At 71.9% G+C, this 22,481-nt stretch carries 23 protein-coding genes; 8 read left to right on the top strand and 15 right to left on the bottom strand.

Translation table 11 applies throughout. The features are described 5' to 3' along the window. From cysS to VYL96_RS02965, 4 genes are read right to left on the bottom strand one after another with little or no spacing between them, the layout of a single operon-like run. Positions 1 to 1,437: a cysteine--tRNA ligase gene (cysS, locus tag VYL96_RS02980; protein WP_061916529.1), complete on the bottom strand. Its 1,437-nt coding sequence runs from the start codon at positions 1,435 to 1,437 to the stop codon at positions 1 to 3. Positions 1,438 to 1,465: 28 nt separating this feature from the next. Beyond that, the gene (ispF, locus tag VYL96_RS02975; protein ID WP_061227459.1) at positions 1,466 to 1,948 is read right to left on the bottom strand and encodes a 2-C-methyl-D-erythritol 2,4-cyclodiphosphate synthase; all 483 of its coding nucleotides are present in this window, start codon (positions 1,946 to 1,948) and stop codon (positions 1,466 to 1,468) included. Continuing rightward, the gene (gene ispD, locus VYL96_RS02970; protein ID WP_232303124.1) at positions 1,945 to 2,763 is read right to left on the bottom strand and encodes a 2-C-methyl-D-erythritol 4-phosphate cytidylyltransferase; all 819 of its coding nucleotides are present in this window, start codon (positions 2,761 to 2,763) and stop codon (positions 1,945 to 1,947) included. The genes ispF and ispD overlap by 4 nt, the downstream gene beginning before the upstream one ends. Before the next feature lie 22 nt (positions 2,764 to 2,785). Beyond that, positions 2,786 to 3,280: a CarD family transcriptional regulator gene (locus tag VYL96_RS02965; protein WP_061916532.1), complete on the bottom strand. Its 495-nt coding sequence runs from the start codon at positions 3,278 to 3,280 to the stop codon at positions 2,786 to 2,788. Positions 3,281 to 3,477: 197 nt separating this feature from the next. On the opposite strand from VYL96_RS02965, the gene VYL96_RS02960 reads away from it, so the two are divergent. Then, positions 3,478 to 4,047 carry a hypothetical protein gene (locus VYL96_RS02960; RefSeq protein ID WP_061916536.1) on the top strand — a complete coding sequence of 190 codons (570 nt, stop codon included), beginning with the start codon at positions 3,478 to 3,480 and terminating at the stop codon, positions 4,045 to 4,047. 52 nt (positions 4,048 to 4,099) lie between these two features. Further along, a complete protein-coding gene (gene disA / locus VYL96_RS02955; RefSeq protein WP_061227462.1) occupies positions 4,100 to 5,158 on the top strand; it encodes a DNA integrity scanning diadenylate cyclase DisA in 1,059 nt (352 codons plus the stop codon). A gap of 12 nt (positions 5,159 to 5,170) precedes the next feature. On the opposite strand, the gene VYL96_RS02950 is transcribed toward disA, so the two are convergent. Together VYL96_RS02950 and VYL96_RS02945 are read right to left on the bottom strand one after the other, a co-directional pair. After that, positions 5,171 to 5,827 (bottom strand): hypothetical protein, encoded by a 657-nt coding sequence (locus VYL96_RS02950; protein WP_061227463.1) that lies wholly within the window; start codon positions 5,825 to 5,827, stop codon positions 5,171 to 5,173. 84 nt (positions 5,828 to 5,911) lie between these two features. Then, positions 5,912 to 6,565, bottom strand: a complete 654-nt coding sequence (locus tag VYL96_RS02945) for a carbonic anhydrase (protein ID WP_061916542.1) — start codon at positions 6,563 to 6,565, stop codon at positions 5,912 to 5,914. A 38-nt stretch (positions 6,566 to 6,603) separates the two neighbouring features. Here VYL96_RS02945 and VYL96_RS02940 point away from each other — a divergent pair, with 38 nt between their 5' ends. The 3 genes from VYL96_RS02940 to VYL96_RS02930 are packed head-to-tail and all read left to right on the top strand — an operon-like array spanning position 6,604 to position 8,262. Next, positions 6,604 to 7,488: an iron-sulfur binding domain-containing protein gene (locus tag VYL96_RS02940; RefSeq protein WP_131885688.1), complete on the top strand. Its 885-nt coding sequence runs from the start codon at positions 6,604 to 6,606 to the stop codon at positions 7,486 to 7,488. A 24-nt stretch (positions 7,489 to 7,512) separates the two neighbouring features. Next, positions 7,513 to 7,827, top strand: a complete 315-nt coding sequence (locus VYL96_RS02935; protein WP_061227465.1) for an antibiotic biosynthesis monooxygenase family protein — start codon at positions 7,513 to 7,515, stop codon at positions 7,825 to 7,827. A gap of 42 nt (positions 7,828 to 7,869) precedes the next feature. Beyond that, positions 7,870 to 8,262, top strand: coding sequence for a DedA family protein (locus VYL96_RS02930; RefSeq protein ID WP_061916548.1), 393 nt, complete (start codon positions 7,870 to 7,872; stop codon positions 8,260 to 8,262). Between the two features lie 49 nt (positions 8,263 to 8,311). Here the strand turns inward: VYL96_RS02930 and VYL96_RS02925 are convergent, their stop codons facing one another. After that, the gene (locus VYL96_RS02925) at positions 8,312 to 8,884 is read right to left on the bottom strand and encodes a type 2 periplasmic-binding domain-containing protein (RefSeq protein ID WP_232303125.1); all 573 of its coding nucleotides are present in this window, start codon (positions 8,882 to 8,884) and stop codon (positions 8,312 to 8,314) included. A 174-nt stretch (positions 8,885 to 9,058) separates the two neighbouring features. Beyond that, positions 9,059 to 11,710 (bottom strand): ATP-dependent Clp protease ATP-binding subunit, encoded by a 2,652-nt coding sequence (locus tag VYL96_RS02920; RefSeq protein ID WP_061227467.1) that lies wholly within the window; start codon positions 11,708 to 11,710, stop codon positions 9,059 to 9,061. A 217-nt stretch (positions 11,711 to 11,927) separates the two neighbouring features. Between VYL96_RS02920 and hrpB the strand changes: the two genes are divergently transcribed. Further along, positions 11,928 to 14,507 carry an ATP-dependent helicase HrpB gene (gene hrpB, locus VYL96_RS02915; RefSeq protein WP_061916551.1) on the top strand — a complete coding sequence of 860 codons (2,580 nt, stop codon included), beginning with the start codon at positions 11,928 to 11,930 and terminating at the stop codon, positions 14,505 to 14,507. Between the two features lie 167 nt (positions 14,508 to 14,674). Continuing rightward, the gene (locus VYL96_RS02910; protein ID WP_082767559.1) at positions 14,675 to 15,157 is read left to right on the top strand and encodes a hypothetical protein; all 483 of its coding nucleotides are present in this window, start codon (positions 14,675 to 14,677) and stop codon (positions 15,155 to 15,157) included. Positions 15,158 to 15,173: 16 nt separating this feature from the next. Here VYL96_RS02910 and lysS read toward each other — a convergent pair whose 3' ends face one another. The 3 genes from lysS to VYL96_RS02895 are packed head-to-tail and all read right to left on the bottom strand — an operon-like array spanning position 15,174 to position 18,260. Then, a complete protein-coding gene (gene lysS, locus VYL96_RS02905; RefSeq protein WP_061227470.1) occupies positions 15,174 to 16,808 on the bottom strand; it encodes a lysine--tRNA ligase in 1,635 nt (544 codons plus the stop codon). Positions 16,809 to 16,829: 21 nt separating this feature from the next. Further along, entirely contained in the window at positions 16,830 to 17,789 is a 960-nt protein-coding gene (gene glsA, locus VYL96_RS02900) for a glutaminase A (protein WP_063935324.1), read from the bottom strand. A gap of 39 nt (positions 17,790 to 17,828) precedes the next feature. After that, positions 17,829 to 18,260 carry a rhodanese-like domain-containing protein gene (locus VYL96_RS02895; RefSeq protein ID WP_061227472.1) on the bottom strand — a complete coding sequence of 144 codons (432 nt, stop codon included), beginning with the start codon at positions 18,258 to 18,260 and terminating at the stop codon, positions 17,829 to 17,831. A 235-nt stretch (positions 18,261 to 18,495) separates the two neighbouring features. On the opposite strand from VYL96_RS02895, the gene ygiD reads away from it, so the two are divergent. Then, positions 18,496 to 19,287 carry a 4,5-DOPA-extradiol-dioxygenase gene (gene ygiD / locus VYL96_RS02890; RefSeq protein WP_061916556.1) on the top strand — a complete coding sequence of 264 codons (792 nt, stop codon included), beginning with the start codon at positions 18,496 to 18,498 and terminating at the stop codon, positions 19,285 to 19,287. 33 nt (positions 19,288 to 19,320) lie between these two features. Here the strand turns inward: ygiD and VYL96_RS02885 are convergent, their stop codons facing one another. From VYL96_RS02885 to VYL96_RS02870, 4 genes are read right to left on the bottom strand one after another with little or no spacing between them, the layout of a single operon-like run. Then, positions 19,321 to 20,091: a type III pantothenate kinase gene (locus VYL96_RS02885; RefSeq protein WP_061227474.1), complete on the bottom strand. Its 771-nt coding sequence runs from the start codon at positions 20,089 to 20,091 to the stop codon at positions 19,321 to 19,323. A gap of 17 nt (positions 20,092 to 20,108) precedes the next feature. Next, entirely contained in the window at positions 20,109 to 20,534 is a 426-nt protein-coding gene (gene panD / locus VYL96_RS02880; RefSeq protein WP_007630228.1) for an aspartate 1-decarboxylase, read from the bottom strand. Beyond that, on the bottom strand, positions 20,535 to 21,521 hold the full coding sequence (gene panC, locus VYL96_RS02875; RefSeq protein WP_061227475.1) for a pantoate--beta-alanine ligase: 987 nt from the start codon (positions 21,519 to 21,521) through the stop codon (positions 20,535 to 20,537). It lies immediately after the preceding gene. After that, the gene (locus tag VYL96_RS02870; RefSeq protein ID WP_061227476.1) at positions 21,518 to 22,471 is read right to left on the bottom strand and encodes a Rossmann-like and DUF2520 domain-containing protein; all 954 of its coding nucleotides are present in this window, start codon (positions 22,469 to 22,471) and stop codon (positions 21,518 to 21,520) included. The genes panC and VYL96_RS02870 overlap by 4 nt, the downstream gene beginning before the upstream one ends. Positions 22,472 to 22,481 lie beyond the last annotated feature (10 nt).

Raw genomic sequence — 22,481 nt, 5'->3', positions numbered from 1 at the left:
TCAGTCCTTCCGGTGGGCGAGCGACCACTTCTGGCCGTCCGCGGTGTCGGCCACCTCGATACCCGCCGCGACCAGTCGGTCACGGATGGCGTCGGCGGTGGCGAAATCCTTGTCGGCCCGTGCCTGAGCGCGGGCCTCGAGCTCCGCGCGGACGAGGAGGTCGAGGGCGGTGAGGGCGGCGTCATCGCCGCCCGCGGCGGAGGTCCACTGCGGGTCGAGCGGGTCGACACCGAGTACCGCGGTCATCGCCCGGACGGACGAGGCTGCAGCGAGCGCCGCTTCCGTGTCTCCCGCCGACAGCGCGGTGTTGCCGGCCCGCACCCGACCGTGGATCTCCGCCAGCGCGGCGGGCACCCCCAGATCGTCGTCCATCGCGGCGGCGAACGCCTCCGTCCACTCACCGACGGGCACCCCGGCGTCCGGCCCCGTGCCCGACTTGACGGCCTCGTCCACCCGCTGCACGAACGCCTCGATCCGCCGGTACGCGGCGGCCGCCTCCTGCAGTGCTTCGGGAGAGTATTCCAGCATCGAGCGGTAATGCGCACTTCCGAGGTAGTAGCGCAGTTCCACCGGCCGGACGGCGGTGAGGATGTTCGGCACGCTGAGCACGTTGCCGAGCGACTTGCTCATCTTCTCGCCGGCCATCGTCACCCAGCCGTTGTGCAGCCAGTAGCGGGCGAATCCGTCGCCGGCGGCGTGGGACTGCGCGGCCTCGTTCTCGTGGTGCGGGAACTGCAGGTCGAGCCCGCCGCCGTGGATGTCGAAAGTGCCGCCCAGGTACCAGGTGGCCATGGCCGAGCACTCGAGGTGCCAGCCGGGCCGACCGTCGCCCCAGGGTGTGGGCCAACTGGGTTCGCCCGGCTTGGCGGCCTTCCACAGCGCGAAGTCGCGGGGGTCCCGCTTGCCGCGCAGGTCGGCGGCCTCTCCCTGGTCGACCTCGTCGAGCCGGTGGCCGGACAGGTGCCCGTAGTCGCCCTCGGGCGCGGCCGACCACGCCGCGACGTCGAAGTAGACGCTGCCCTCGGCCGGGTAGGCGTACCCGCGCTCGATGAGGCGTTCCATGTACTCGATCATCTGGGTCATGTGCCCGGTGGCGCGGGGTTCGGTGGACGGCGGTAGCACGCCGAGCGCGTCGTAGGCGCGGGTGAACTCGCGTTCGTGGGTTGCGGCCCACTCCCACCAGGGGCGGCCGTTCTCCGCGGCTTTGGTGAGGATCTTGTCGTCGATGTCCGTGACGTTGCGCACGAACGCGACGTCGTAGCCGGTGGCGATCAGCCAGCGGCGCAGGACGTCGAACGCGACGCCGGAGCGGACGTGACCGATGTGGGGTATGGCCTGGGGGGTGGCTCCACAGAGGTAGACCGACGCGTGCCCTTCCCGGACGGGGGTGAACTCCCGGAGGGAGCGGGTGGCGGTGTCGTAGAGATGGAGCGTCACGGGGCCCGAGTCTACCGGTGCGCCCGCGTCAGGCCCGGTAGACCAGCGCCGTGGCGGCGGCGGAGACCCCCTCGCCGCGTCCCGTGAAGCCCATTCCGTCAGTGGTGGTGGCGGAGACGGAGACGGGTGCGCCGATGATCTCACCGAGCCGTCGTTCGGCCTCGACGCGTCGGGGGCCCATCTTGGGGCGGTTGCCGACCATCTGGACGGCGGCGTTGCCGATGATCCATCCGTGCCGAGCCAGTTCGTCGCACGCCTCGCGCAGCAGTCGTTCGCCGGAGACGTCGTCGTACTCGGGCCGCCCGGTTCCGACGAGAGCACCGAGGTCGCCGAGCCCGGCGGCCGACAGCAGGGCGTCGATCAGGGAGTGGGCCACGACGTCGCCGTCGGAGTGCCCCTCGCAGCCGTGGTCGTCGGGGAAGTGCAGGCAGGCCATCATGCAGGGCTTGCCCGGTTCGACGCGGTGGGCGTCGGTGCCGATCCCGACTCGGGGGATGACGGGTCCGGTCATTTCTCCTCCTGGGGGCCGACGTGGACGAGCGCGCCGGGGGCGGGCGCACCGGGGTCGAGTTCGGCGAGGGCCCGGGCGTGGTCATCGGCGGTGGTGATCTTGAACGCGAGCGGGTCGCCGGGGACCGTGGCGACGCGGTCGCCGGTCCGCTCGACGAGTCCTGCGTCGTCGGTGGTCACGTCCCCGGCGGCGTCGTAGGCGGCGAGCAGGACGTCGGGCGCGAAGCCCTGGGGCGTCTGAACGGCGCGGAGGGCGGCACGGTCGGGAGTGCCGACGACGTAGCCGTCAGCGTCGACCTGCTTGACGGTGTCGACGACCGGGAGGACGGGGACCACCGCGACCGCGCCGCCGCGAACGGCCGTCACCACGCGCCGGATCGCGTCGGGGGGCGTGAGGCAGCGCGCCGCGTCGTGCACGAGCAGGACGTCGTAGACCGCCGCGCGGGGGCGGCGTCGGTGGGCGGTCAGCGCCGCGAGACCGTTGCGCACCGAGTCGGTGCGCTCCGCGCCCCCGGTGGTGACGACGACGAGGTGGTCGTCGTCCCGGAGGTGGGCCAGCTCCGACTCGGCCTGTGCGACGCGGTCCGCGGGGACCACGGCGACGACGTCGTCGACGGCACCGGAGGTCAGCAGGCCGGCGACGGCCCGCTCGAGCATGGTGCGACCGTGTAGCTCGACGAACGCCTTGGGCAGTCCTGCTCCGAGCCGGACGCCGGATCCGGCCGCGGGGACGACGGCGGCCACCCTGCCCGTGCGGGCGGGGTGGCCGCCGATACCGTGTCCGGGCGCGTCCCCGGGCGTGCGCTGACCCGTCATGCCGTCTGGTGGGCGGCGGGTGTCACGCCGGGGCGGCGGAGCCCAGCACCTCGTCGAGGAGGGCGTCCGCACGCTCCTCGTCGGAGCGCTCGGCGAGCGCCAGCTCACCGACGAGCACCTGGCGCGCCTTGGCGAGCATCCGCTTCTCGCCGGCGGACAGGCCGCGGTCGAGGTCGCGGCGCCAGAGGTCACGGACGACCTCGGCCACCTTGTTGACGTCGCCGGAGGCGAGCTTCTCGCCGTTGGCCTTGTAGCGGCGGGACCAGTTGGTGGGCTCCTCCGCGTGCTCGGTGCGCAGGACCTCGAAGACCTTGTCGAGACCCGCCTGGTCCACGACGTCGCGCACGCCCACGTACTCGGCGTTCTCGGCCGGTACCTTCACCGTGAGGTCGCCCTGTGAGACCTTGAGGACGAGGTATTCCTTCTCGGTGCCCTTGACCGTCCGCATCTCGATCGCCTGAATGGTGGCGGCGCCGTGATGCGGGTAGACGACGGTGTCGCCGACCTTGAACTCCATGAGTGGCTTTCCCCTTTCGACTTACCTATCTTAGCACGCCCTCAGTGCAGGCGTTTTCCGTTTGCGCAGGTCAGCAACCTGCCGGGCGTGACGGCACGTTCGCGGGGGCGGGAACGGGATACTCTGCCGCAGGTCCGGACCCGCAGTGGACTACGATGAGACCGGCCTGAGAGACGACCATCCCCGAGGAGCCTGACGTGACTTCACCGAACACCGGCCTGCGCCGCACCGCGCTCGTAGTCCTGGCCGTGGGCGCCGCCCTCGGGGCGTCGGCCTGCAGCGCCGGCCAGGTCTCGCAGACGGCCAACCAGGTCGCCGCGGTCGACGGTGGACGCGGTGAGGCCGGCGACCTCGCGGTCAACGACCTGCAGGTGGTCGTCCCCGAGAACGGCGGGGAGGCCCGCGTCGGTTTCGTCGCCTCCTTCAGCGGCCACGGCCTGGGTGAGCCCGTCTCCCTGGACAGCGTCCAGATCGACGGGACCCCCGTCCAACTCGGTGAGACTCAGACGCTCGAGCGTGGCTGCTCGATCGTGGTCGACGCCCGCGAGAACGCCGAGCCCGTCCCGGTCGAGGGCGTGTGCGTCGAGCAGACCACCGCCACCCTGCCGTCGGCGGAGGACCTGCACATCGGCACCTCGGTGCCCGCCACCGTCTCCTTCTCGAACGGCGACCGCATCGAGACCAGGGCCGCCGTCGTCGGTGAGATCCTCGAGGCTGGCGAGTACACCCGTCCGGCGGAGTTCGTCGGCGAGTCCGAGGGGCACTGACACGTCCGCCCTCTCCGCCCGCTCGGCTGACGGTTCGTCGGTCGACCCCGAGATGCGCGCCGTGCTGCGCCGTCTCGCCCCGGGCACGGCGCTGCGTGACGCACTCGACCGGATCCGTCGCAGCGGCACCGGTGGCCTCGTGGTGCTCGGCGACGACCCGGTCGTCCGGGCCGTCTGCGACGGCGGCGTGGAACTCGACGTCGAGTTCACCCCGGCCCGCCTGCGAGAACTGAGCAAGATGGACGGCGCGGTCGTGCTCTCCACCGATGGTTCCCGCATCACCCGTGCCAACGTCCATCTCGTGCCGGATCCTTCGCTGCCCGCCGTCGAGACGGGCACCCGACACCGCGCCGCGGAGCGGACGGCCGCGCACACCGGCGTGCCCACCGTCGCCGTTTCGGCGTCGATGACCACGGTCACCGTCTACGCTGGCGGTCTGGCCCGCGTGCTCGCGGACCCGGTCGTGCTGCTCGCGCGCGCCGACCAGACGGTCGCGACCATGGAGCGTCACGGTGCCCACGCCGCCCGCGCCCGCGCCCGACTCGACCGGGCGGAGATGGGCGACTACGCCTCCGTCCGCGACGTGGTGGCCATGGCCCAGCGATTGCTCCGCCTCGAGCGCCTGGGCGCCGAGCTCGCCGAGCTCACCGTGGAGATGGGCGAGTACGGCCGGCAGACCGCTCTCCAGCTGGAGGAGCTGCTCTCCGACACCCCGGATGAACTGCGGGGTCTCGTGGCCGACCACCTGCGGGTCGAGCCTGTCGACGGTGATCGCCGCCCCGTCCCGACCGCCGAGCAGATCGAGGTCGGGCTCGAGCGGCTGGCCGCACTCTCCGACGCCGACCTCCTCCTGCCCGCTCCGGTGGCGCGCTGCCTGGGGCTGCCGGCCGAGCCCGAGGATCTCGACGACCACGTGACCGCCCGGGGGTACCGCATGCTGACGCACATCCCGCGCCTGCGGCCGGTGCAGATCACGGCCCTCGTCGAGCGCTTCGGCTCGGTCCCGGCGCTGCTCTCGGCCGAGCAGTCGGACTTCGCGGACGTCGAGGGCGTCGGCGCGCTGTGGGCGCGGCACGTCCACCAGCGCCTCACGGGCCTGGGCATCGTCTGACCCGGGCGCGGCTCAGGACTCGGGGGCCTCGACGACGTTGAACGTGGCCGCCGGGCTGAAGACGTTCCCGACCAGTGCGTACACCTGGTACGCGCCCACCTCGACGGGCGTGCGGTCCGCCTCGGAGCAGGCGCCCTCCGCCGAGCGGCGGCCGGTCCAGTCGATCTGACGCGGCTCGGGCTCGTCGGGACGCAACTCGACCTCGTCCTCGTCACGCGGGGTCGTGCAGTCGATGCTCGACCACACCTTGGAGTTGTCATCCAGGCGGTACACCTCGAACGACAGCGGCGCCTCCGCCAGGTCCCGGTCGCAGGTGGTGTCCGAGACGTTGACGATGTTCACGAAGAACCGCACGTCCTGCCCCACCGCCACGTTCGGCTCGGCGGGCCAGACGTCCAGGCGCAGGTCCTCGTCCGCGCACCGGCCCCGCGAGGCACCACCGTCGTCGTCGCGCGACGAGGTCTCGGTGGTCGACGTCTCCGAGGTGGCCACCGGCTCAGTGGAGCCCGCGTCGCCGGTGGCGGTCTCCTGGGTGTCCGTGCCGGTGTCCCGCGAGGCGAGGAAGAGCGCGAGCACCACGACCAGGGCGGCGACGACCGCGACGACCACCGCGGCGACGCGGCGACGCACATAGACTTCACGCGGAAGGGGGCCCTGGGGTTCGTGCACGTGCCCAACTCTAGAGCCGAGCCCGCGCCCCGTCGGACCTGCGGCGCGGCGTGTCCCCCAGACGGCACCGCCGGTGGGTGGCCGCTAGACCGCGACCATCTCCTCGCCCGGGCCGTGCGGGACGTCCTGGACGTCTCCGATGGCGCTGCGGAGGTACGCGTGACCGTCGGAGAGCTTGTAGGTGACCCCGACGATCGCCAGACGGCCCTCGTCGATCCGGTCGCTGATGATCTTGGACCGCTGCTTGAGCAGTTCGCCCGTCTCCAGCACGTGGCGCGCCTCGAAGTCGTCTGTCGTGCTCAGTCCCTCGCGACGGCCGTTGAGGATCGACGGCGACACCTTCTCGACCACGTCACGCAGGAAACCGGGCGGGATCTCCCCGGTCGCCAACGCGTCCGTGGTGGCCTTCACCGCGCCACAGCTGTCGTGGCCCAGCACGACGATCAGAGGGGTGTCGAGCACGTGCACGGCGTACTCGATGGACCCGAGCACCGCGGTGTCGATGATGTGACCCGCCGTGCGGATGACGAACAGGTCACCGAGACCCTGGTCGAAGATGATCTCGGCCGCCACCCGCGAGTCGGAGCACCCGAACAGCACCGCCTTGGGGTGCTGCGCGGCGACGAGCTTCTCGCGCCGCTCGGTATTCTGACTCGGATGACGCATCTGGCCCTCGACGAACCGGTGGTTGCCGTCGCGCAGCGAGGCCCAGGCACTGATCGGGTTGGTATGAGGCATGTCTCACATTGTGCACGTACCTTCCGGAGGGATCATCGGTGACCTCCCCCGGGGCCCACGGCATCGACACTCCCTCCCTGCTCTCCTGGTTCTCCGGTGCCGGCCGTCCCCTGCCTTGGCGCGAGGACGGCGTGAGCGCCTGGGAGATCCTGTTGTGTGAGGTGATGAGTCAGCAGACGCCCGTCGCCCGGGTCGAGCCGGTCTGGCGCGACTGGCTCGCGCGGTGGCCGGGCCCGGCCGAACTCGCCGCCGCCGCCCCCGCGGACGTGATCCGCATGTGGGGAAAACTCGGCTATCCGCGCCGTGCATTGCGGCTGCGGGAGTGCGCTGCCGTCGTCGTCGAGAAGTTCCACGGCGAGGTCCCCACCGAGGTCGAGGACCTCCTCACGCTCCCCGGTGTCGGCGACTACACCGCGCGCGCCGTCGCCTGCTTCGCCCACGGGCAGGCGGTACCGGTGGTCGACACCAACGTGCGGCGCGTCGTCGCCCGGGCGGTCAACGGGGTCGCCGAGGCCGGGCCGCCGTCGATCCGGCGCGACCTCGCCGCCGTGGAGGCGCTGCTCCCCGACGAATGCCAGGAGGCGGTGGCGTTCTCGGTCGCGATGATGGAACTGGGCGCGCTCGTGTGCACCGCGCGGAGCCCCGACTGCGACGCCTGTCCGCTCGCCGCATCGTGCGCGTGGGTCGCCGCCGGCAGACCCGCGTGGGACGGGCCCCGCCGCAAGGCGCAGACGTACGCGGGCACCGACCGGCAGGTGCGCGGCCTACTGCTGGACGTGCTGCGCGACGGCGACGGCACCGCCACCTCCGCGCGCCTGGACGCCGTGTGGCCGGACACGGTCCAACGCGACCGCGCGCTGGACTCCCTGTTGGCCGACGGACTCGTGGTGCGGACCGGGGAACGGTACTCACTGCCCGCGTAGCCGACTGAGGGTAGGCTCACCTGCATGGCCGTCGTGAAGATCAACGCCCTCAACGTCCCGCCGCAGGCCGGTGCCGAGCTCGAGCGCCGCTTCTCCGAGCGCGCCCACACGGTGGAGAACTCCCCCGGTTTCCTCGGCTTCCAGCTGCTGCGTCCCACCGGCGGGGAGACCCGCTACTTCGTGGTGACCATGTGGGAGGACGACGAATCGTTCGCCGCCTGGCGCGACGGGGACGCCCGCGCCGCCCACGCCGGCCAGCGGGGCGAGCCCGTCGCCGAGGGTGCCAACCTGCTGGAGTTCGACGTCGTGATGGACGTCAAGCCCTCCGCCTCCGCCTGATACCAGCCGCGCCTTCCGCACCGCACGCCGCACATCCCTCGTATGGACCGGATCGCCGAGCAGCCCTTCGCCCTCGCGTTCAGCACGCTGTTCGTGATCGTCATGCTGCGCGCCAACGCCACCTACTGGCTCGGCCGGGGCGCGCTACGTGGTGGCCGGCTCAGCGGGCGGTTCGCCCACCGGCTCGAGGGACCGACCATGCAGCGCGCCCAGCGGCTGTCCGCCCGCTACGGCGTAATCGCGGTACCACTGTCCTTCCTCACGGTGGGAGTGCAGACCGCCATCAACTTCAGCGCCGGCTTCACCGTGATGCCACTGCGCAGGTACCTGCCCGCAGTCACCGTCGGGTGCGTGCTGTGGGCCCTGCTGTATTCCACCGTCGGCATGGTCGGCTGGGCAGCGATCGCCCCCCTCTGGCACCGCGTCACCGCCTGACCGGGTCCGCGGATGTGCGGCCGGTGCGGCGGCCGGTGCGGCGGCGGGCTCAGGGCAGCGGTCCGACCACCGGAGCGAGGTCCTCGGCGAAGCGGTCGTCAGCGAGTGCCGCGACCTCCACCGGATCGATCTGACCGTCCTCGGTGAACACGTCCGCGAGTGCCTGCTCGCGGGCGAGCGTGTCCGCGAGCGCCACCGGCTGTCGCGTGCTGCGGCCCTGGGACAGCTCCGCCGCCTCCGGGGTCAGGCCCACCGCCTCGCCGTAGAACCGCGCCCACTCCTGCGGGTGCTCGGCGGTCCACGTGCCCGCCTCGGCGAGGCGGACGAGCGGGTCCGCTATCGCCGTCTGGCGGCGGGAGTCGCCGAGCGCGTCATGCGAGGCCAGGCTGAACCAGAAGCCGTTGCCCGCGCCCGCCGCGGACGCGAGCGTCCTCGTCTCGGACGTCGTCTGTGCGATCGCGGTGTAGGGATCCCAGATCGCCCACGCGTCGGCGTCGCCGCGCGCGAAGGCCGAACCCGCCTCGGCGGGCTGGAGGAAGACGAAGGTGGAGAATTCGTTCTCGTACGGGAGGTCCTGCAGCTGTCCGGCCGCGGTGAGGATCCCGCGTTGCTGAGCTTTCAACGTGGGGATCTCCTCGTCGAGCCCTGGGCGCCGTCCTCGAGGCGGGAGACCACGTGCTGGTGATCGCCCGATTGCTGGACGCCTGGTTCCGCGCCACCGGCGTGGACACCCGCAGACGCAGGAAGGCCCCCGCCGTGTGGCGGGGGCCTTCACTATGTCAGGCGCCGGAGGCGATCAGGTGGTGGCCGGAGCAGCGCCGCCGCCGCTGCCCGAGGGGCCTCCGGTGGCGCCGCCACCGAAGCCGGAGCTCGGCGGCAGGGAGTCGCCCGGGCCGGCCTCGCCGGTGGGCGCCACGCTCGCCGAGATCTCCTCGCCCTGGCGGTCCTGCGGGGCGTCCGGGCGGGGAGCACCGGTGAAGGTGAACTTGGCGTCCTCGGTGCGCTCGGACTCGCCGTCCCAGCCCTCGACGTCGACCTTCACCAGCTCGCCGGCCGCGACCTCGCCGAAGAGGATCTTCTCCGAGAGGGTGTCCTCGATCTCGCGCTGGATCGTGCGACGCAACGGCCGCGCGCCCAGGACCGGGTCGAACCCGCGCTTGGCGAGCAGGCTCTTGGCCCGATCGGAGACCTCGATGTCCATGTCCTTGGTCTTCAGGGCGTCCCGGACACGGCCGATCATGAGGTCGACCATCTGGACGATCTGCTCCTGCGTGAGCTGGTGGAACACCACGATCTCGTCGATGCGGTTGAGGAACTCCGGGCGGAAGTGCTTCTTCAGCTCGTCGTTGACCTTCTGCTTCATCCGCTCGTAGGCGTCCTCGGTGTTGTCGGAGGACTGGAAGCCCATCCCGACGGCCTTGGAGATGTCCTTGGTCCCGAGGTTCGAGGTGAAGATCAGCACGGTGTTCTTGAAGTCCACCATGCGTCCCTGACCGTCGGTGAGACGGCCGTCCTCCAGCACCTGGAGGAGGGTGTTGTAGATCTCGGAGTGCGCCTTCTCGATCTCGTCGAACAGGACGACCGAGAACGGCTTGCGCCGCACCTTCTCCGTGAGCTGGCCACCCTCCTCGTAACCGACGTACCCGGGGGGCGCACCGAAGAGCCGCGAGGCGGTGAAGCGGTCGTGGAACTCGCCCATGTCGATCTGGATGAGCGCGTCGTCCTCACCGAACAGGAAGTTCGCGAGCGCCTTGGACAGCTCCGTCTTACCCACGCCGGACGGGCCGGCGAAGATGAACGAGCCCGAGGGACGCTTGGGATCCTTGAGCCCGGCACGCGTCCGGCGGATCGCCCGGGAGACGGCCTTGATGGCGTCCTCCTGGCCGATGATCCGCTTGTGCAGCTCGTCCTCCATGCGGAGCAGACGGGTGGTCTCCTCCTCGGTGAGCTTGAAGACGGGGATGCCGGTCCAGTTGCCCAGGACCTCGGCGATCTGCTCTTCGTCCACCACGGCGGCCACGTCCATGTCACCGGCGCGCCACTGCTTCTCGCGCTCGGCGCGCTCGGCGATGAGCTTCTTCTCCGTGTCGCGCAGGCCGGCGGCCTTCTCGAAGTCCTGCGCGTCGATCGCGGACTCCTTCTCGCGGCGGGTCTCGGCGATCTTCTCGTCGAACTCGCGCAGGTCCGGCGGAGCCGTCATCCGCTTGATGCGCATGCGGGCACCGGCCTCGTCGATGAGGTCGATCGCCTTGTCCGGCAGGAAGCGGTCGTTGATGTACCGGTCCGCGAGCTGGGCGGCGGCGGCCAGCGCCGCGTCGGTGATCGTGACGCGGTGGTGCGCCTCGTAGCGGTCCCGCAGACCCTTGAGGATCTCGATGGACAGCTCGACGCCCGGCTCGGGAACCTGAACGGGCTGGAAGCGCCGCTCGAGGGCCGCGTCCTTCTCGATGTGCTTGCGGTACTCCTCGAGCGTGGTGGCACCGATGGTCTGCAGCTCACCGCGGGCCAGCTTGGGCTTGAGGATCGACGCGGCATCGATCGCGCCCTCCGCGGCTCCCGCGCCGACGAGCGTGTGGATCTCGTCGATGAACAGGATGATGTCGCCGCGCTGGTTGATCTCCTTGAGCACCTTCTTCAGACGCTCCTCGAAGTCACCGCGGTAGCGGGAACCGGCCACGAGTGAGCCCAGGTCCAGCGAGTAGAGCTGCTTGTCCTTGAGGGTCTCGGGGACCTCGTTGTTGACGATGGCCTGCGCGAGGCCCTCGACGACCGCGGTCTTACCGACGCCGGGCTCACCGATGAGCACCGGGTTGTTCTTGGTGCGCCGGGAGAGCACCTGCATGATGCGCTCCACCTCCTTGGCGCGACCGACGACCGGGTCGAGCTTGCCCTCCATGGCGGCCTGGGTGAGGTTGCGGCCGAACTGGTCCAGGACCGTCGACGAGGACGGGGTCCCGGACTCGCGGCCACCGGTGCCCGCGGGTGTCCCGGAGGCCTCGGCCTCCTTACCCTGGTAACCGGAGAGAAGCTGGATGACCTGCTGGCGGACCCGCGTGAGGTCGGCGCCGAGCTTGACCAGCACCTGGGCGGCCACGCCCTCGCCCTCGCGGATCAGGCCGAGCAGGATGTGCTCGGTGCCGATGTAGTTGTGGCCGAGCTGGAGCGCCTCCCGCAGGCTCAGTTCCAGCACCTTCTTGGCGCGCGGCGTGAACGGGATGTGCCCGCTGGGCGCCTGCTGGCCCTGGCCGATGATCTCCTCGACCTGACTCCGCACCGCTTCCAGCGAGATCCCGAGGGACTCGAGGGCCTTGGCGGCCACTCCCTCACCCTCATGGATGAGACCCAGCAGGATGTGCTCGGTGCCGATGTAATTGTGGTTGAGCATCCTGGCCTCTTCCTGGGCCAGGACGACGACGCGACGCGCGCGGTCGGTAAACCGTTCGAACATCGTGCTACCTCACATTCCTCGGTTTTTCACCACTGTAGTGGCCGGTTCTGGCGCTCTGCACCGCAGGAGCAGCACGAGGCCCGTCACCAGTGTTCAACGCGGCAGGTCGGGGATCGATTGCATGATCGTGTACGCCGTCAGCGAACGCCACGCATCGGGCCGGTTCGCCGGCCACTAGGGTCATCTCCATGAGCTACGCGATCGGCGGCGAGGCCCCGTGAGCGCGTTCGATCTCGACCGCATCGGCCGCGGTCTGCCGTTCGCCCGGGCTCTTCCGGCCCTGCGGGACGCCCTCGCCACGGCGGGTACCGCGGTGGTGCAGGCACCGCCCGGCACCGGCAAGACGACCCTCGTCCCGCCCGCGGTCGCCGTCGCCGACGGGGTGTCGGGACGGGTGATCGTCACCCAGCCCCGTCGGGTCGCCGCCCGCTCGGCGGCGCGGCGGCTGGCTGCACTCACGGGGACCGGACCCGGGGGCGTGGTGGGCTACACGGTCCGTGGGGACTCGCGCGTCGGCAGGGACGCCCTCGTCGAGTTCGTCACTCCGGGGGTACTGGTGCGTCGGTTGATCGCCGATCCCGACCTGCCCGGCGTCGGGGCCGTGGTGCTCGACGAGGTCCACGAACGCGACGTCGAGTCCGACCTGGCCTTCGCACTGCTGTGTGAGGTGCGGCAGCTGCGCGACGACCTGCCGGTGGTGGCGATGTCCGCGACGGTCGAGGCGGGACGCTTCGCCCGGCTGCTCGGCGGCGGGACCGCGGCCGAGGAGCCCGGGGCGGGTTCCGCGGCGCCCGTCGTCGACGTGCCTGCGGAATCGCACCCCCTGGAGATCCGGTACGCCCCACCGCCGACCGCCCGCCTGGCCGCCCGCGGGGTCGCCGACGGCTTTCTCGATCACGTGGCGGCGGTGACGGCACACGAGGTGACCGTGAGCGGGGTCGACGCCCTGGTGTTCCTGCCGGGTGTGCGCGAGATCGAGCGCGTGGTGCGGTCGCTCGCCGCGCGGCTGGGGGACGCGGTCGAGGTTCTACCTCTGCACGGCGGGCTGGACGCCGCCGCCCAGGACCGGGCGGTGTCCGGTTCCCGGAGCCGGAGCGGCGAAGGCGACACGGCGCTGCCGCGGATCGTGGTGTCGACCGACCTGGCGGAGTCCTCACTGACTGTGGCCGGGGTGCGGCTGGTGGTGGACGCGTGCCTGAGCCGCGAGCCGCGGCGAGACATCGCACGGGACATGACGGGGCTGGTGACGGTGTCGGCGTCGCGCGACTCGTGCGTGCAGCGCGCGGGCCGCGCCGCCCGCCTCGGCCCCGGGCTCGCGGTGCGCTGCCTGACCGAGCAGGAGTACGCGGGACTGGCCGCCCACCGCACGGCGGCGATCGCGACGTCGGACCTGACGACCTTCGCGCTGGACGTGGCCTGCTGGGGCGCGCCCCGGGCGGAGGGCCTGGCGCTGCCCGATCAGCCGCCGGCCGGGGAGATCACCCGCGCCGAGAGCGTGTTGCGCGGGCTCGGGGCGCTCGACGCCGACGGACGCGCCACGGACCGCGGGCGCGACCTCGCGCGGGTGCCCGCCGATCCCCGTCACGCCCGCGCACTGCTGGACGGCGCGGGACTCGTCGGTGCGGAGGTGGCCGCCGAGGTGGTCGCGCTGCTCGCGTCGGGTCGCCGTTCCCCCGGCGGCGACCTGACGGCGGATCTGCGTGCACTGCGCGCGGGGCGGGCGCCGGACGCGGCGACGTGGGAGCGCGAGGCCCGGCGACTGGAGCGGATGGTCAGCGGAAGATCCGGCGGCGCGGACCCGGCCGGGATGGAGTCGGACGACGCCGTCGGGACGGTCGTGGCGCTCGCCCACCCGGACCGCATCGCGCGCCGACGCGGCGACCAGTACACCTTCACCTCCGGGACCGGCGCGGTGTTGCCGCCGGGTTCCGGGCTGGCGGGCCACGACTGGCTCGCCGTCGCCGAGGTGGGACGTGCGGCCGGGCGCGCGGCCGGCGAGGCCGGCGCGGTGATCCGCGCCGCCGCCCCGTTGGACCGGGAGGGCGCGGAGCGTGCGGCCTCGCACCTCCTCGACGACGACGAGACGGCCGTCTTCGACCGGGGCGCGGTCACGGGTCGACGCATCCGCCGGCTCGGGGCGATCGAACTCTCCTCCACTCCGGTGCGGCCCTCCCCCGCGGCCGCCCGGGAGGCGGTGTCGGCGGCGATCCGGGCCCGCGGGTTCGCCGCACTCGATCCCGACGACGACACCGTCCGCCTGTGGTGCCGCCTCGCGCTGGTACGCCGCGAGCTCGGCGCGCCGTGGCCGGACGTGTCCGCGGCAGGACTGACCGGTCGGCTGGACGACTGGCTCGCCGCGGAGATCGACGCCCTCGCCCACGGCTCCCGCTTGGCGGGACGGGACCTCGGCCCGGCCCTACGACGCCTGCTGCCGTGGCCCGAGGCCGGTCGGCTCGACGAGCTGGTGCCCGACCGCCTGGAGGTGCCCTCCTCGTCGTCGTACCGCGTCGACTACCCCGCCGTCGGGACCGACGACCCACCGGTGCTCGCAGTGAAACTGCAGGAGTGCTTCGGCTGGACCGCCTCGCCGCGCATCTGTGACGGCCGCGTCCCGGTGACGGTCCACCTGCTCTCGCCCGCCGGACGGCCGCTCGCGGTGACGCGCGATCTCGCATTCTTCTGGCGGGAGGCCTACCCCGCGGTCCGGGCCGAGATGCGCGGCCGTTATCCGCGGCACCCGTGGCCGGAGGACCCGATGACGGCCGAGCCGACGCGGCGCACCAACCGGCGCCGCTGACCCCGCGCAAGGTGGCTATCCAGCGGTTTCCCGGTTAATATGTGATGGGCACCACACACGCGATCCGCGCCGGAAGGGTGATAACAGTGACCGCGTATACGCCCCCCTCCCCACACCGCTCCCCGCTGCCCACCCGGACCCCGTCCCGGACGAAGGTCGTTCCGCACGTGAGGAACCGCGTCGGCGCCCTCATCGCCGTCGCCGGCCTCGCCCTCGCACTGGTCAGCCTCTACCTGCCGTGGTTGCACACGGACGGCGGTGACCAGATCACCGCACTGGGCATCACGGAGATCATCGACGTGCGCAGTGTCGCCCCGGTGCTCTTCCTCGGCCTCGTCGTGCTGTTGTTCCTGGTGGGGGTCACCGCCGTGACGCGGCTCGGGGCTTTCGCCGCCGCGGGCGCCGTCGTCTCGTTGGTGGTGCTCGCCGCTCATCTCGCCTTCGTGTGGACACTCATGTCCTCCACCGGAAACGACGAACCGACCCTGTCCGGCCTCCCGACCGGCGCGTCAGTCACGTTCGGGCCGTGGGTCGCCGCGCTCGGGTTCGTCCTGGTGGCCGCCGGCTCGGCGTGGGCCGCACGCGCGGCTGACTACGTCTTCCCCGACGTCGAAGCCCACGGGGCTCACGGGACGCACGCAGACGAATGAGCAGCCGCCGCGCCGATCAGTCGCGCGGGAGCGGCTTGACCATCGGGAAAAGGATCGTCTCGCGGATGCCCAGCCCGGTCAGGGCCATGAGCAGCCGGTCGATCCCCATGCCGAGCCCGGTCGTCGGCGGCATGCCCTGCTCCATCGCGGCGAGGAAGTCCTCGTCGAGCACCATCGCCTCGTCGTCGCCGGCCGCGGCCAGGCGGGCCTGGTCCTCGAAGCGCTGTCGCTGGATCACCGGATCCACCAGCTCGGAGTAGCCGGTGGCCAACTCGAACCCGCGGACGTAGAGGTCCCACTTCTCCGTGACCCCGCGGTCGGTGCGGTGGTCGCGCGTCAGCGGGGAGGTCTCGACGGGGAAGTCACGGACGAACACGGGCCCCTCGAGCTGGTCAGCACACAGGTGCTCCCACAGTTCCTCGACGAGCTTGCCGTGTAGCCACCCCTTGCCACCGGGGACCTCCAGCCCGACCTTCCCGGCCAGTTCCGTGAGCTCGTCGACGGTCGACTCGACGGTGACGAGGTCCTCGTCGTCGTCACCGACCAGGTCCGGGTGCTTCGCCCGCAGCGCCTCGTTGAGGGACGGGTACATGCGCATCTCGCGCCACTGACCGCCCAGGTCGTACTCCGTGCCGTCGGCGAGCGTGACCGTGGTCGAGCCGAACACCGCGGTCGCGACCTCCTGGATGACCTCGCGGATCATCGTGGCCGAGGTGTCGTAGTCGCCGTACGCCTGATACGTCTCCAACATCGCGAACTCCGGGCTGTGGGAGGAGTCCACGCCCTCGTTGCGGAAGTTGCGGTTGATCTCGAAGACGCGCTCGATCCCGCCCACCACGCAACGCTTGAGGTACAGCTCGGGCGCGATGCGCAGGTACAGGTCCAGGTCCAGCGCGTTGGAGTGGGTGACGAACGGCCGGGCCGCGGCGCCGCCGTGCAGCGTCTGCAGCATCGGCGTCTCCACCTCGAGAAAGCCGCGCTTCTCCAGCGCGTCACGCAGCGCGCGCACGACCTTGATCCGCGTCAGCGCGTTGCGGCGCGCCGTGTCGCGCATGATGAGGTCGGTGTAGCGCTGGCGGACGCGCGTGTCCTCGCTCAGTTCCCTGTGCGCGACCGGAAGCGGGCGCAGCGCCTTGGACGCCAGCACCCACTCGTCGGCCATCACCGACAGCTCCCCGCGCTTGGACCGCACCACACGGCCCGTCACCGAGACGTGGTCGCCGAGGTCGACGTCCTGCTTCCACGCGTCGAGCCGCTCCTGACCCACGTTGGCCAGCGACAGCATGGCCTGCAGCTGCGGGGTCAGCGGCCCGGATCCGCTCTCCGGCACCGTGGTGGACAGGTCCGCCGACGGGTCGACCCCGTCCTGGAGCCGGACGAAGCACAGCTTCCCGGTGTTGCGGATGAACAGCACCCGGCCGGCCACCGACACCACGACGTCGGTCTCCTCCCCCGGCTCCAACGCGGCGAAGCGCGGGTCCGAGGCGATCTCGGCGAGCCCGTGGGTGCGGGGGACCTCGACGGGGTACGCCTGCTCTCCGGAGTCGAGGAGGCGCTGCCGCTTGTCGCGGCGGATACGCAGCTGCTCAGGGGTGTCGTCGGCGGGCTCACCGGTGGCGGCCCCGGGCGCGGCGGGAGTCGAGTCGGTCACGACTGACGAGGATAGTCGTCCCTACGCGGCGGGATCGAACCCGTAGCCACCCACCTCGTCCAACACGTGCAGGTGCAGTCGGTCCGAGAGCTCCTCGATCGCGGCCGCCGCCCGCACACTGTTGCCGTGCTCGTCCAGCCGCGGCGAGAAGGCCGCGACCCCGAGCCGACCGGGTACCACGGCGAACAGGCAGCCCGAGACGCCACTCTTGGCCGGCAGCCCCACCTGGTAGACCCAGTCGCCGGCCGCGTCGTACATCCCGCAGGTGAACATCACGCTGTTGGCGTAGCGCGTCGCCCGGTGCCCCAGGATCTGCTCGTCGCCGTCCAGTGCCCGTCCCCGGTTCGCGAGCACCGCGGCCATGTGGGCCAGCTCGCGAGTGTCGACCCGGATCGCGCACTGACGGCTGTAGCCCGCGACCACCTCGTGAGGGTCTTGCACCAGACTGCCCGCCTCCGCCAGCAGATGCGCCAGCGCCTGGTTACGGTTTGCGCTCCGGGACTCGATCTCGAGAATCTCCTCGTCCACCTCGACCTCCCGGCCCACAAGGCGGGAGAACAACCCCCTGATCTGTTCGAAACGGGACTCCTCGTCGTCGTCCTCGTCCCCCACCAGCGCGTGCGCCGCCAGCGCGCCGGCGTTGACCAGGGCGTTGGGCGCGCGGCCCGTGCCCGCCTCCAGCGAGATCTCGTTGAACGCCTCGCCCGACGGTTCCACGCCGATCCGGGCGGCGACCTCGTCGACGCCCTTCTGGTCCAGCGCGAGCGCGTAGACGAACGGTTTGGAGGCGGACTGCAGGTCGAACAGGAACTCGTCGTCACCGGCCGAGATGATCCGGCCGCCCATGTCGCAGACCGCCAGTGCGAGGGCGTCAGGGCTGGGGTGCTCGTAGTCGCCGAGGTGCGGCACCAACTCACCGGAGGTGTCGTCGCGGACCTCGTCCAGGATCTCGGTGAGAAGGTCGGCGGAGATGTCCGTCATGCTGCGACCGTACCGGCGCGCGCCCTCGGGCGCCGCCGGTCAGTGCGCGGAGATGGCGGAGCGCTCGCGCAGCAGGTGTTCGGCGTCCGAGAGCAGGGCGAGCGCCCGGGCGGCGCGCAGCGCGTCGTGGCCGCCGTCCACCGCACGGACCCCGCGAACACCGCGCGAGTGGAGCTCGAGGGCGAACAGTTCCGCGTCCAGGCCGTCGTCGCTGACGAGGACCACCTCGCGACCCTCACCGACGGCCGCGAGGGGCGCCGCCGAGCGGGGGTCGATCAGGTCCACGGCGGGCCGGGCCTCGACGGCGATCGCGCCGGCGAGGACGCCCTGGCGCTCGCGCTGCGCGCGGGAGCGGATGTCCACGACCAGCGCGCCCGCCCGCACGGCGGCAGGGTACTCGACGGCGGTGAGGACCGTGTCGCCGGTGGCGGCGGAACGGGTGGCGGTGGCGGCGCGGGCGGGTGAAGTCATCTGGTGCTCCCGGGAGGGGTGTCGGCGTGGACTGGCTGAGGGGCTGCCGGCCGGGAACACCAGTGCTGAACCCGCACGGATGGCGCCGGACCGGCCGGGGGCATTCGTCGCGCGTTCATGTCGGCAATATTAGACAGACCGGTCTATCTACCGCAAGGGCGGAGGCACGGACGAGGGGCCACTGGCGCCGACAGAGGTAGTTGATGCATCATGTACAGAGATCGAAGGAGTAGCGATGACCCCCTCACCCGCCCGCCAGCCCGCCGTCTTCATCGGCCACGGCGTCCCCCTCAACGCCCTCGAGGTCAACGAGTGGACCCGCCACTGGGCCGCGCTCGGCGACTCGCTCCCCGAGCGCCCCCGGGCGGTGCTGGCCGTCTCGGCGCACTGGTACATCAACGCCACGGCCGTCACCGCGATGAAGTCACCGCGCACCATCCACGACTCCTTCGGCTTCCCCCGCGAGCTCAACGAGTTCGAGTACCCCGCCACGGGCGCGCCCGAGCTCGCGACCGAGGTGGCCGAGGTCGCCAAGCCGACCTGGGTGGGCGCCGACCTGGACTCGTGGGGCCTCGACCACGGGACGTGGTCAGTGCTCGCGCACGTCTTCCCCGATGCCGACGTCCCGGTCGCCCAGCTGTCGGTCGACGCCACCAAGCCCCCGAGCTACCACTTCAACCTGGGCACCAAGCTCGCCGCGCTCCGCGACTCGGGCGTCCTGGTCCTGGCCAGCGGCAACGTGGTGCACAACCTCGGCGCTGTCGATCCGTCCCGCGGCAACGCCGGCACCGACTGGGCGCACCGCTTCGACGACCACGCCCAGGAGCTGCTGACCTCGCGGCCCGAGGACGCCCTGGCGTTACTGGAGCATCCGGACGCGCAGGCGTCCGTGCCGACAGCCGACCACTTCCTGCCCCTGCTGTACACGGCCGGGATGGCGGCCGGGACCGGCGAGACTCTCGACGCTTTCAGTAAGGGCTACGCGTGGGGCTCGGTGTCCATGACCAGCTACCGCTCCGCGGCCTGACGGGGCCGCGGCCGGGTTCGCGCGACCGGGCGGTCAGCAGTTGCGGTCGAACACAAGCCGCAGCCCCTCGAGCGCCAACTCGGGCTCGACGTCGGTGATGGTCCGCGACTCCTCCGCGACGACGTCCGCGCGCAGCCCGGTGAGCACGACCGACGCGTCGGCCAGCTCGTCGACGTCGGTACGAAGACGGTCGACGAGGGCGTCGATCTGGCCGGCGAACCCGATCACGATGCCCGCCTGCAGTGCGGCGACGGTGTTCTTACCCAGCGCGCCCCGCGGCCGCACGACCTCGATCTTGCGCAGAAGGGCCGTGCGGTCGGCGAGGGCGTCGACGGAGATGTCGATGCCCGGCGCGATCGCCCCGCCGAGCAGCTCGCCGTGCGCGGAGACCGCGTCGACGGTGGTCGCCGTGTCGACGTCGACGACGACGACGGGCCCGTCGAACAGGTGGTGGGCGGCCAGCGCGTTGACCACGCGGTCCGAGCCCACCTCCCGCGGGTTGTCGACCTTGAGCGGCACCCCGGTCTTCACCCCGGGCGCGACGACGACGGCCGGCAGCTGCGGCCAGTAGTCGGCGGCCATCCTCCGGAGTTCGCCCGTGACCGACGGGACCACCGACATCGCGGCGATGCCGGTGAGCTGCCGGGCGCAGCCCCCCAGCAGTCCGCGGATCGTCAGGGCGAGCTCGTCGGACGTCACCGCCGGGGAGGTGCGCATGCTCCAGGTGCGCTCGAGCCGGCCGCCGCCTGGTTGGAAGACGCCGAGTCGGATGTGGGTGTTACCGACGTCGACGGTGAGCAGCATGTCCTGTCCGTGCCGGGTCAGACAGCGGCCGGCTCGGGCACGCGCGGGTTCTTCAGGCCCGACCCCTCGGGGACGTCCGCCGGGTCGGTGCCCTCGGTGAGCATGCGGTTCTCGCCGTCGACGAACACGACGCGGGGCTTGTAGGCGCGGGCCTCGGCGTCGTCCATCTGGGCGTAGGCGATGATGATGACCAGGTCGCCGGGGTGGACGAGATGCGCGGCGGCGCCGTTGATGCTGATGACCCCCGAGCCGCGCTCACCGGTGATGGCGTAGGTGGTCAGGCGGCTGCCGTTGTCGATGTCGACGATGTCAATCTGCTGGCCCTCGAGCAGGTCGGCGGCGTCCATGAGGTCGGCGTCGATGGTGCAGGAGCCGACGTAGTGCAGGTCGGCCTGGGTGACGGTGGCACGGTGGATCTTGGAGTGGAGCATGGTGCGCTGCATCTACAGGCCTTCCTTCAGGTCTTCGGCCATCTCGGCCTGCTGGGCGGCGACGGTGGCCTCGGCGGCGGCGAGGAAGCCGGTGCCGATGGCCACGCCGACGTTGTCGATGAGTCTGGTGGTCCCGATACGGGCCGCGACGAGAAGTCGGCCGGGGCCCTCCTCCGGCGGTTCGCCGAGGTCGGCTCCCCGCAGCTCGAGGTAGTCCACGGAGATCTGGGGGCGTTCGCTCAGGACCGCGCGGGCGGCGTCGACGACGGCCTCCCGTCCGCCCTTCGCCGCGAACGTCCCGGCGACCAGGGCGGCGTTGAGAACGGTGGCGAGTTCCCGCTCGTCGGCGGAGAGGTAGCGGTTGCGGGAGCTCATGGCCAGGCCGTCGGACTCGCGGACGGTGGGTACTCCGACGATGCGGACGTCCATGTCGAGGTCCGCGACCATCTGGCGGATGAGCACGAGTTGCTGGTAGTCCTTCTCGCCGAAGAACGCCTGGTGCGGTCGGACGATGTTGAACAGCTTGTTCACCACGGTAAGCATCCCGGCGAAGTGGCCGGGGCGGGCCGCGCCGTCGAGGATCTCACCCGTCGGTCCCGGCTGCAGTGTCGTCCGCGGGCCCTCGGGGTACATGGCGGCGGCGCTGGGCGCGAAGACCAGCTCGACGCCGGCATCGGCGAGGCGGGCCACATCCTCGTCCAGCGTCCGCGGGTAGGCGTCGAGGTCCTCGCCGGGGCCGAACTGCAGCGGGTTGACGAAGATCGACACGACCACGACCGAGCCGGGGGTCCGGCGGGCGGTCTCGACCAGCGCGAGGTGGCCCTCGTGGAGCGCACCCATGGTGGGCACGAACGTGACCTGCCTGCCGACCTTGCGGAGGGACTCGGTGACGGTGCTCAGGGTGGCCGGGTCGTGGTGGACGGTCAGCTCACCGCGGTTGTAGCCGGTGGCGGGACGGCCGGGCACCGCGGTGCGCACCGGGTACGTCGTGGAGGTCATCGAAGCTGCTCCGTGAGGTCGGGGGCCAACAGGTCGGTCACGTCGGGGCCGGCGCCCACGCGGTCGGCGGTGCGCAGGGCGAGCGCCCGGTACCCGGTGGCGATACCGCCGTCGACGTCCTCGAGGGCGTCGAGGTGGCGGGAGACGGTGACGGCGTCGCCGCGCATCACGGGCCCCGTCAGCGCGGAGTCGCCTGACGCCAGGACGTTGTCGAGGGCCGCCCGCAGCAGCGGCTCGAGCGTCCGGCGGGCGAGCGCCTCGGCGTCCGCACCGAGCATGCCGTCGGGATCACCCTCGACGGCCCCGCCGGGCAGGACGGAGAACGAGGCCGCGAGCGCCTCGGCCGCGTCGTTGACGAGAGTGACCAGGTGGTTCGCCCCGTGGGCGAGGGCCGCGTGGTACAGGGCGCGGTGGGATTCGGCGACCGTGACGGGCAGACCGCCGGTCTCCATGACCAGCATCTGGCCCACCACGAGGCCGACCTCGTCCGGCGCGGTCAGGGCCCACGAACAGCCTTCCATGCGGTCGACGTCGGCCGATCCGCCGGTGAAGGTCATGGCCGGGTGGGCCGCCACGACCACGGCGCCGGCGTCGGCGGCCGGGCGCAGGACCTCCGCGCCGACCGCGCCCGCGACGTGGACGACGATGTGGCCGGGCCTGAACGCGTCCGCCTCGGCGAGTTCGGACACGACGCCCGGGAGTGCGGCGTCCGGCACGGCGAGGATGAGGAGTTCGCCGGCCGCCGCGACCGCGGCGGGGTCGGCGATGCGGGCTTCGGGGAGTCGGCGCGCGGCGAGGTCGCGCGACCGTTCGGAGCGGGCGACCAGCGCGGACACAACATGGCCACGGCGCTCGAGGGCGGCTCCGACGGCGGTACCCACCCGGCCGGCGGACACGAGGCCTATGGACAGGCGGGCAGGGGGTGTTCCGGTGACGCCGTGGTCGGACATCTCAGGGGTG

This window comes from Dietzia maris (assembly GCF_036287335.1).
In the GTDB taxonomy this organism is placed as follows: domain Bacteria; phylum Actinomycetota; class Actinomycetes; order Mycobacteriales; family Mycobacteriaceae; genus Dietzia; species Dietzia cinnamea.
The sequence above is the reverse complement of the archived record's forward strand: the minus strand, read 5'-3'. Positions and strand labels throughout refer to the sequence as shown.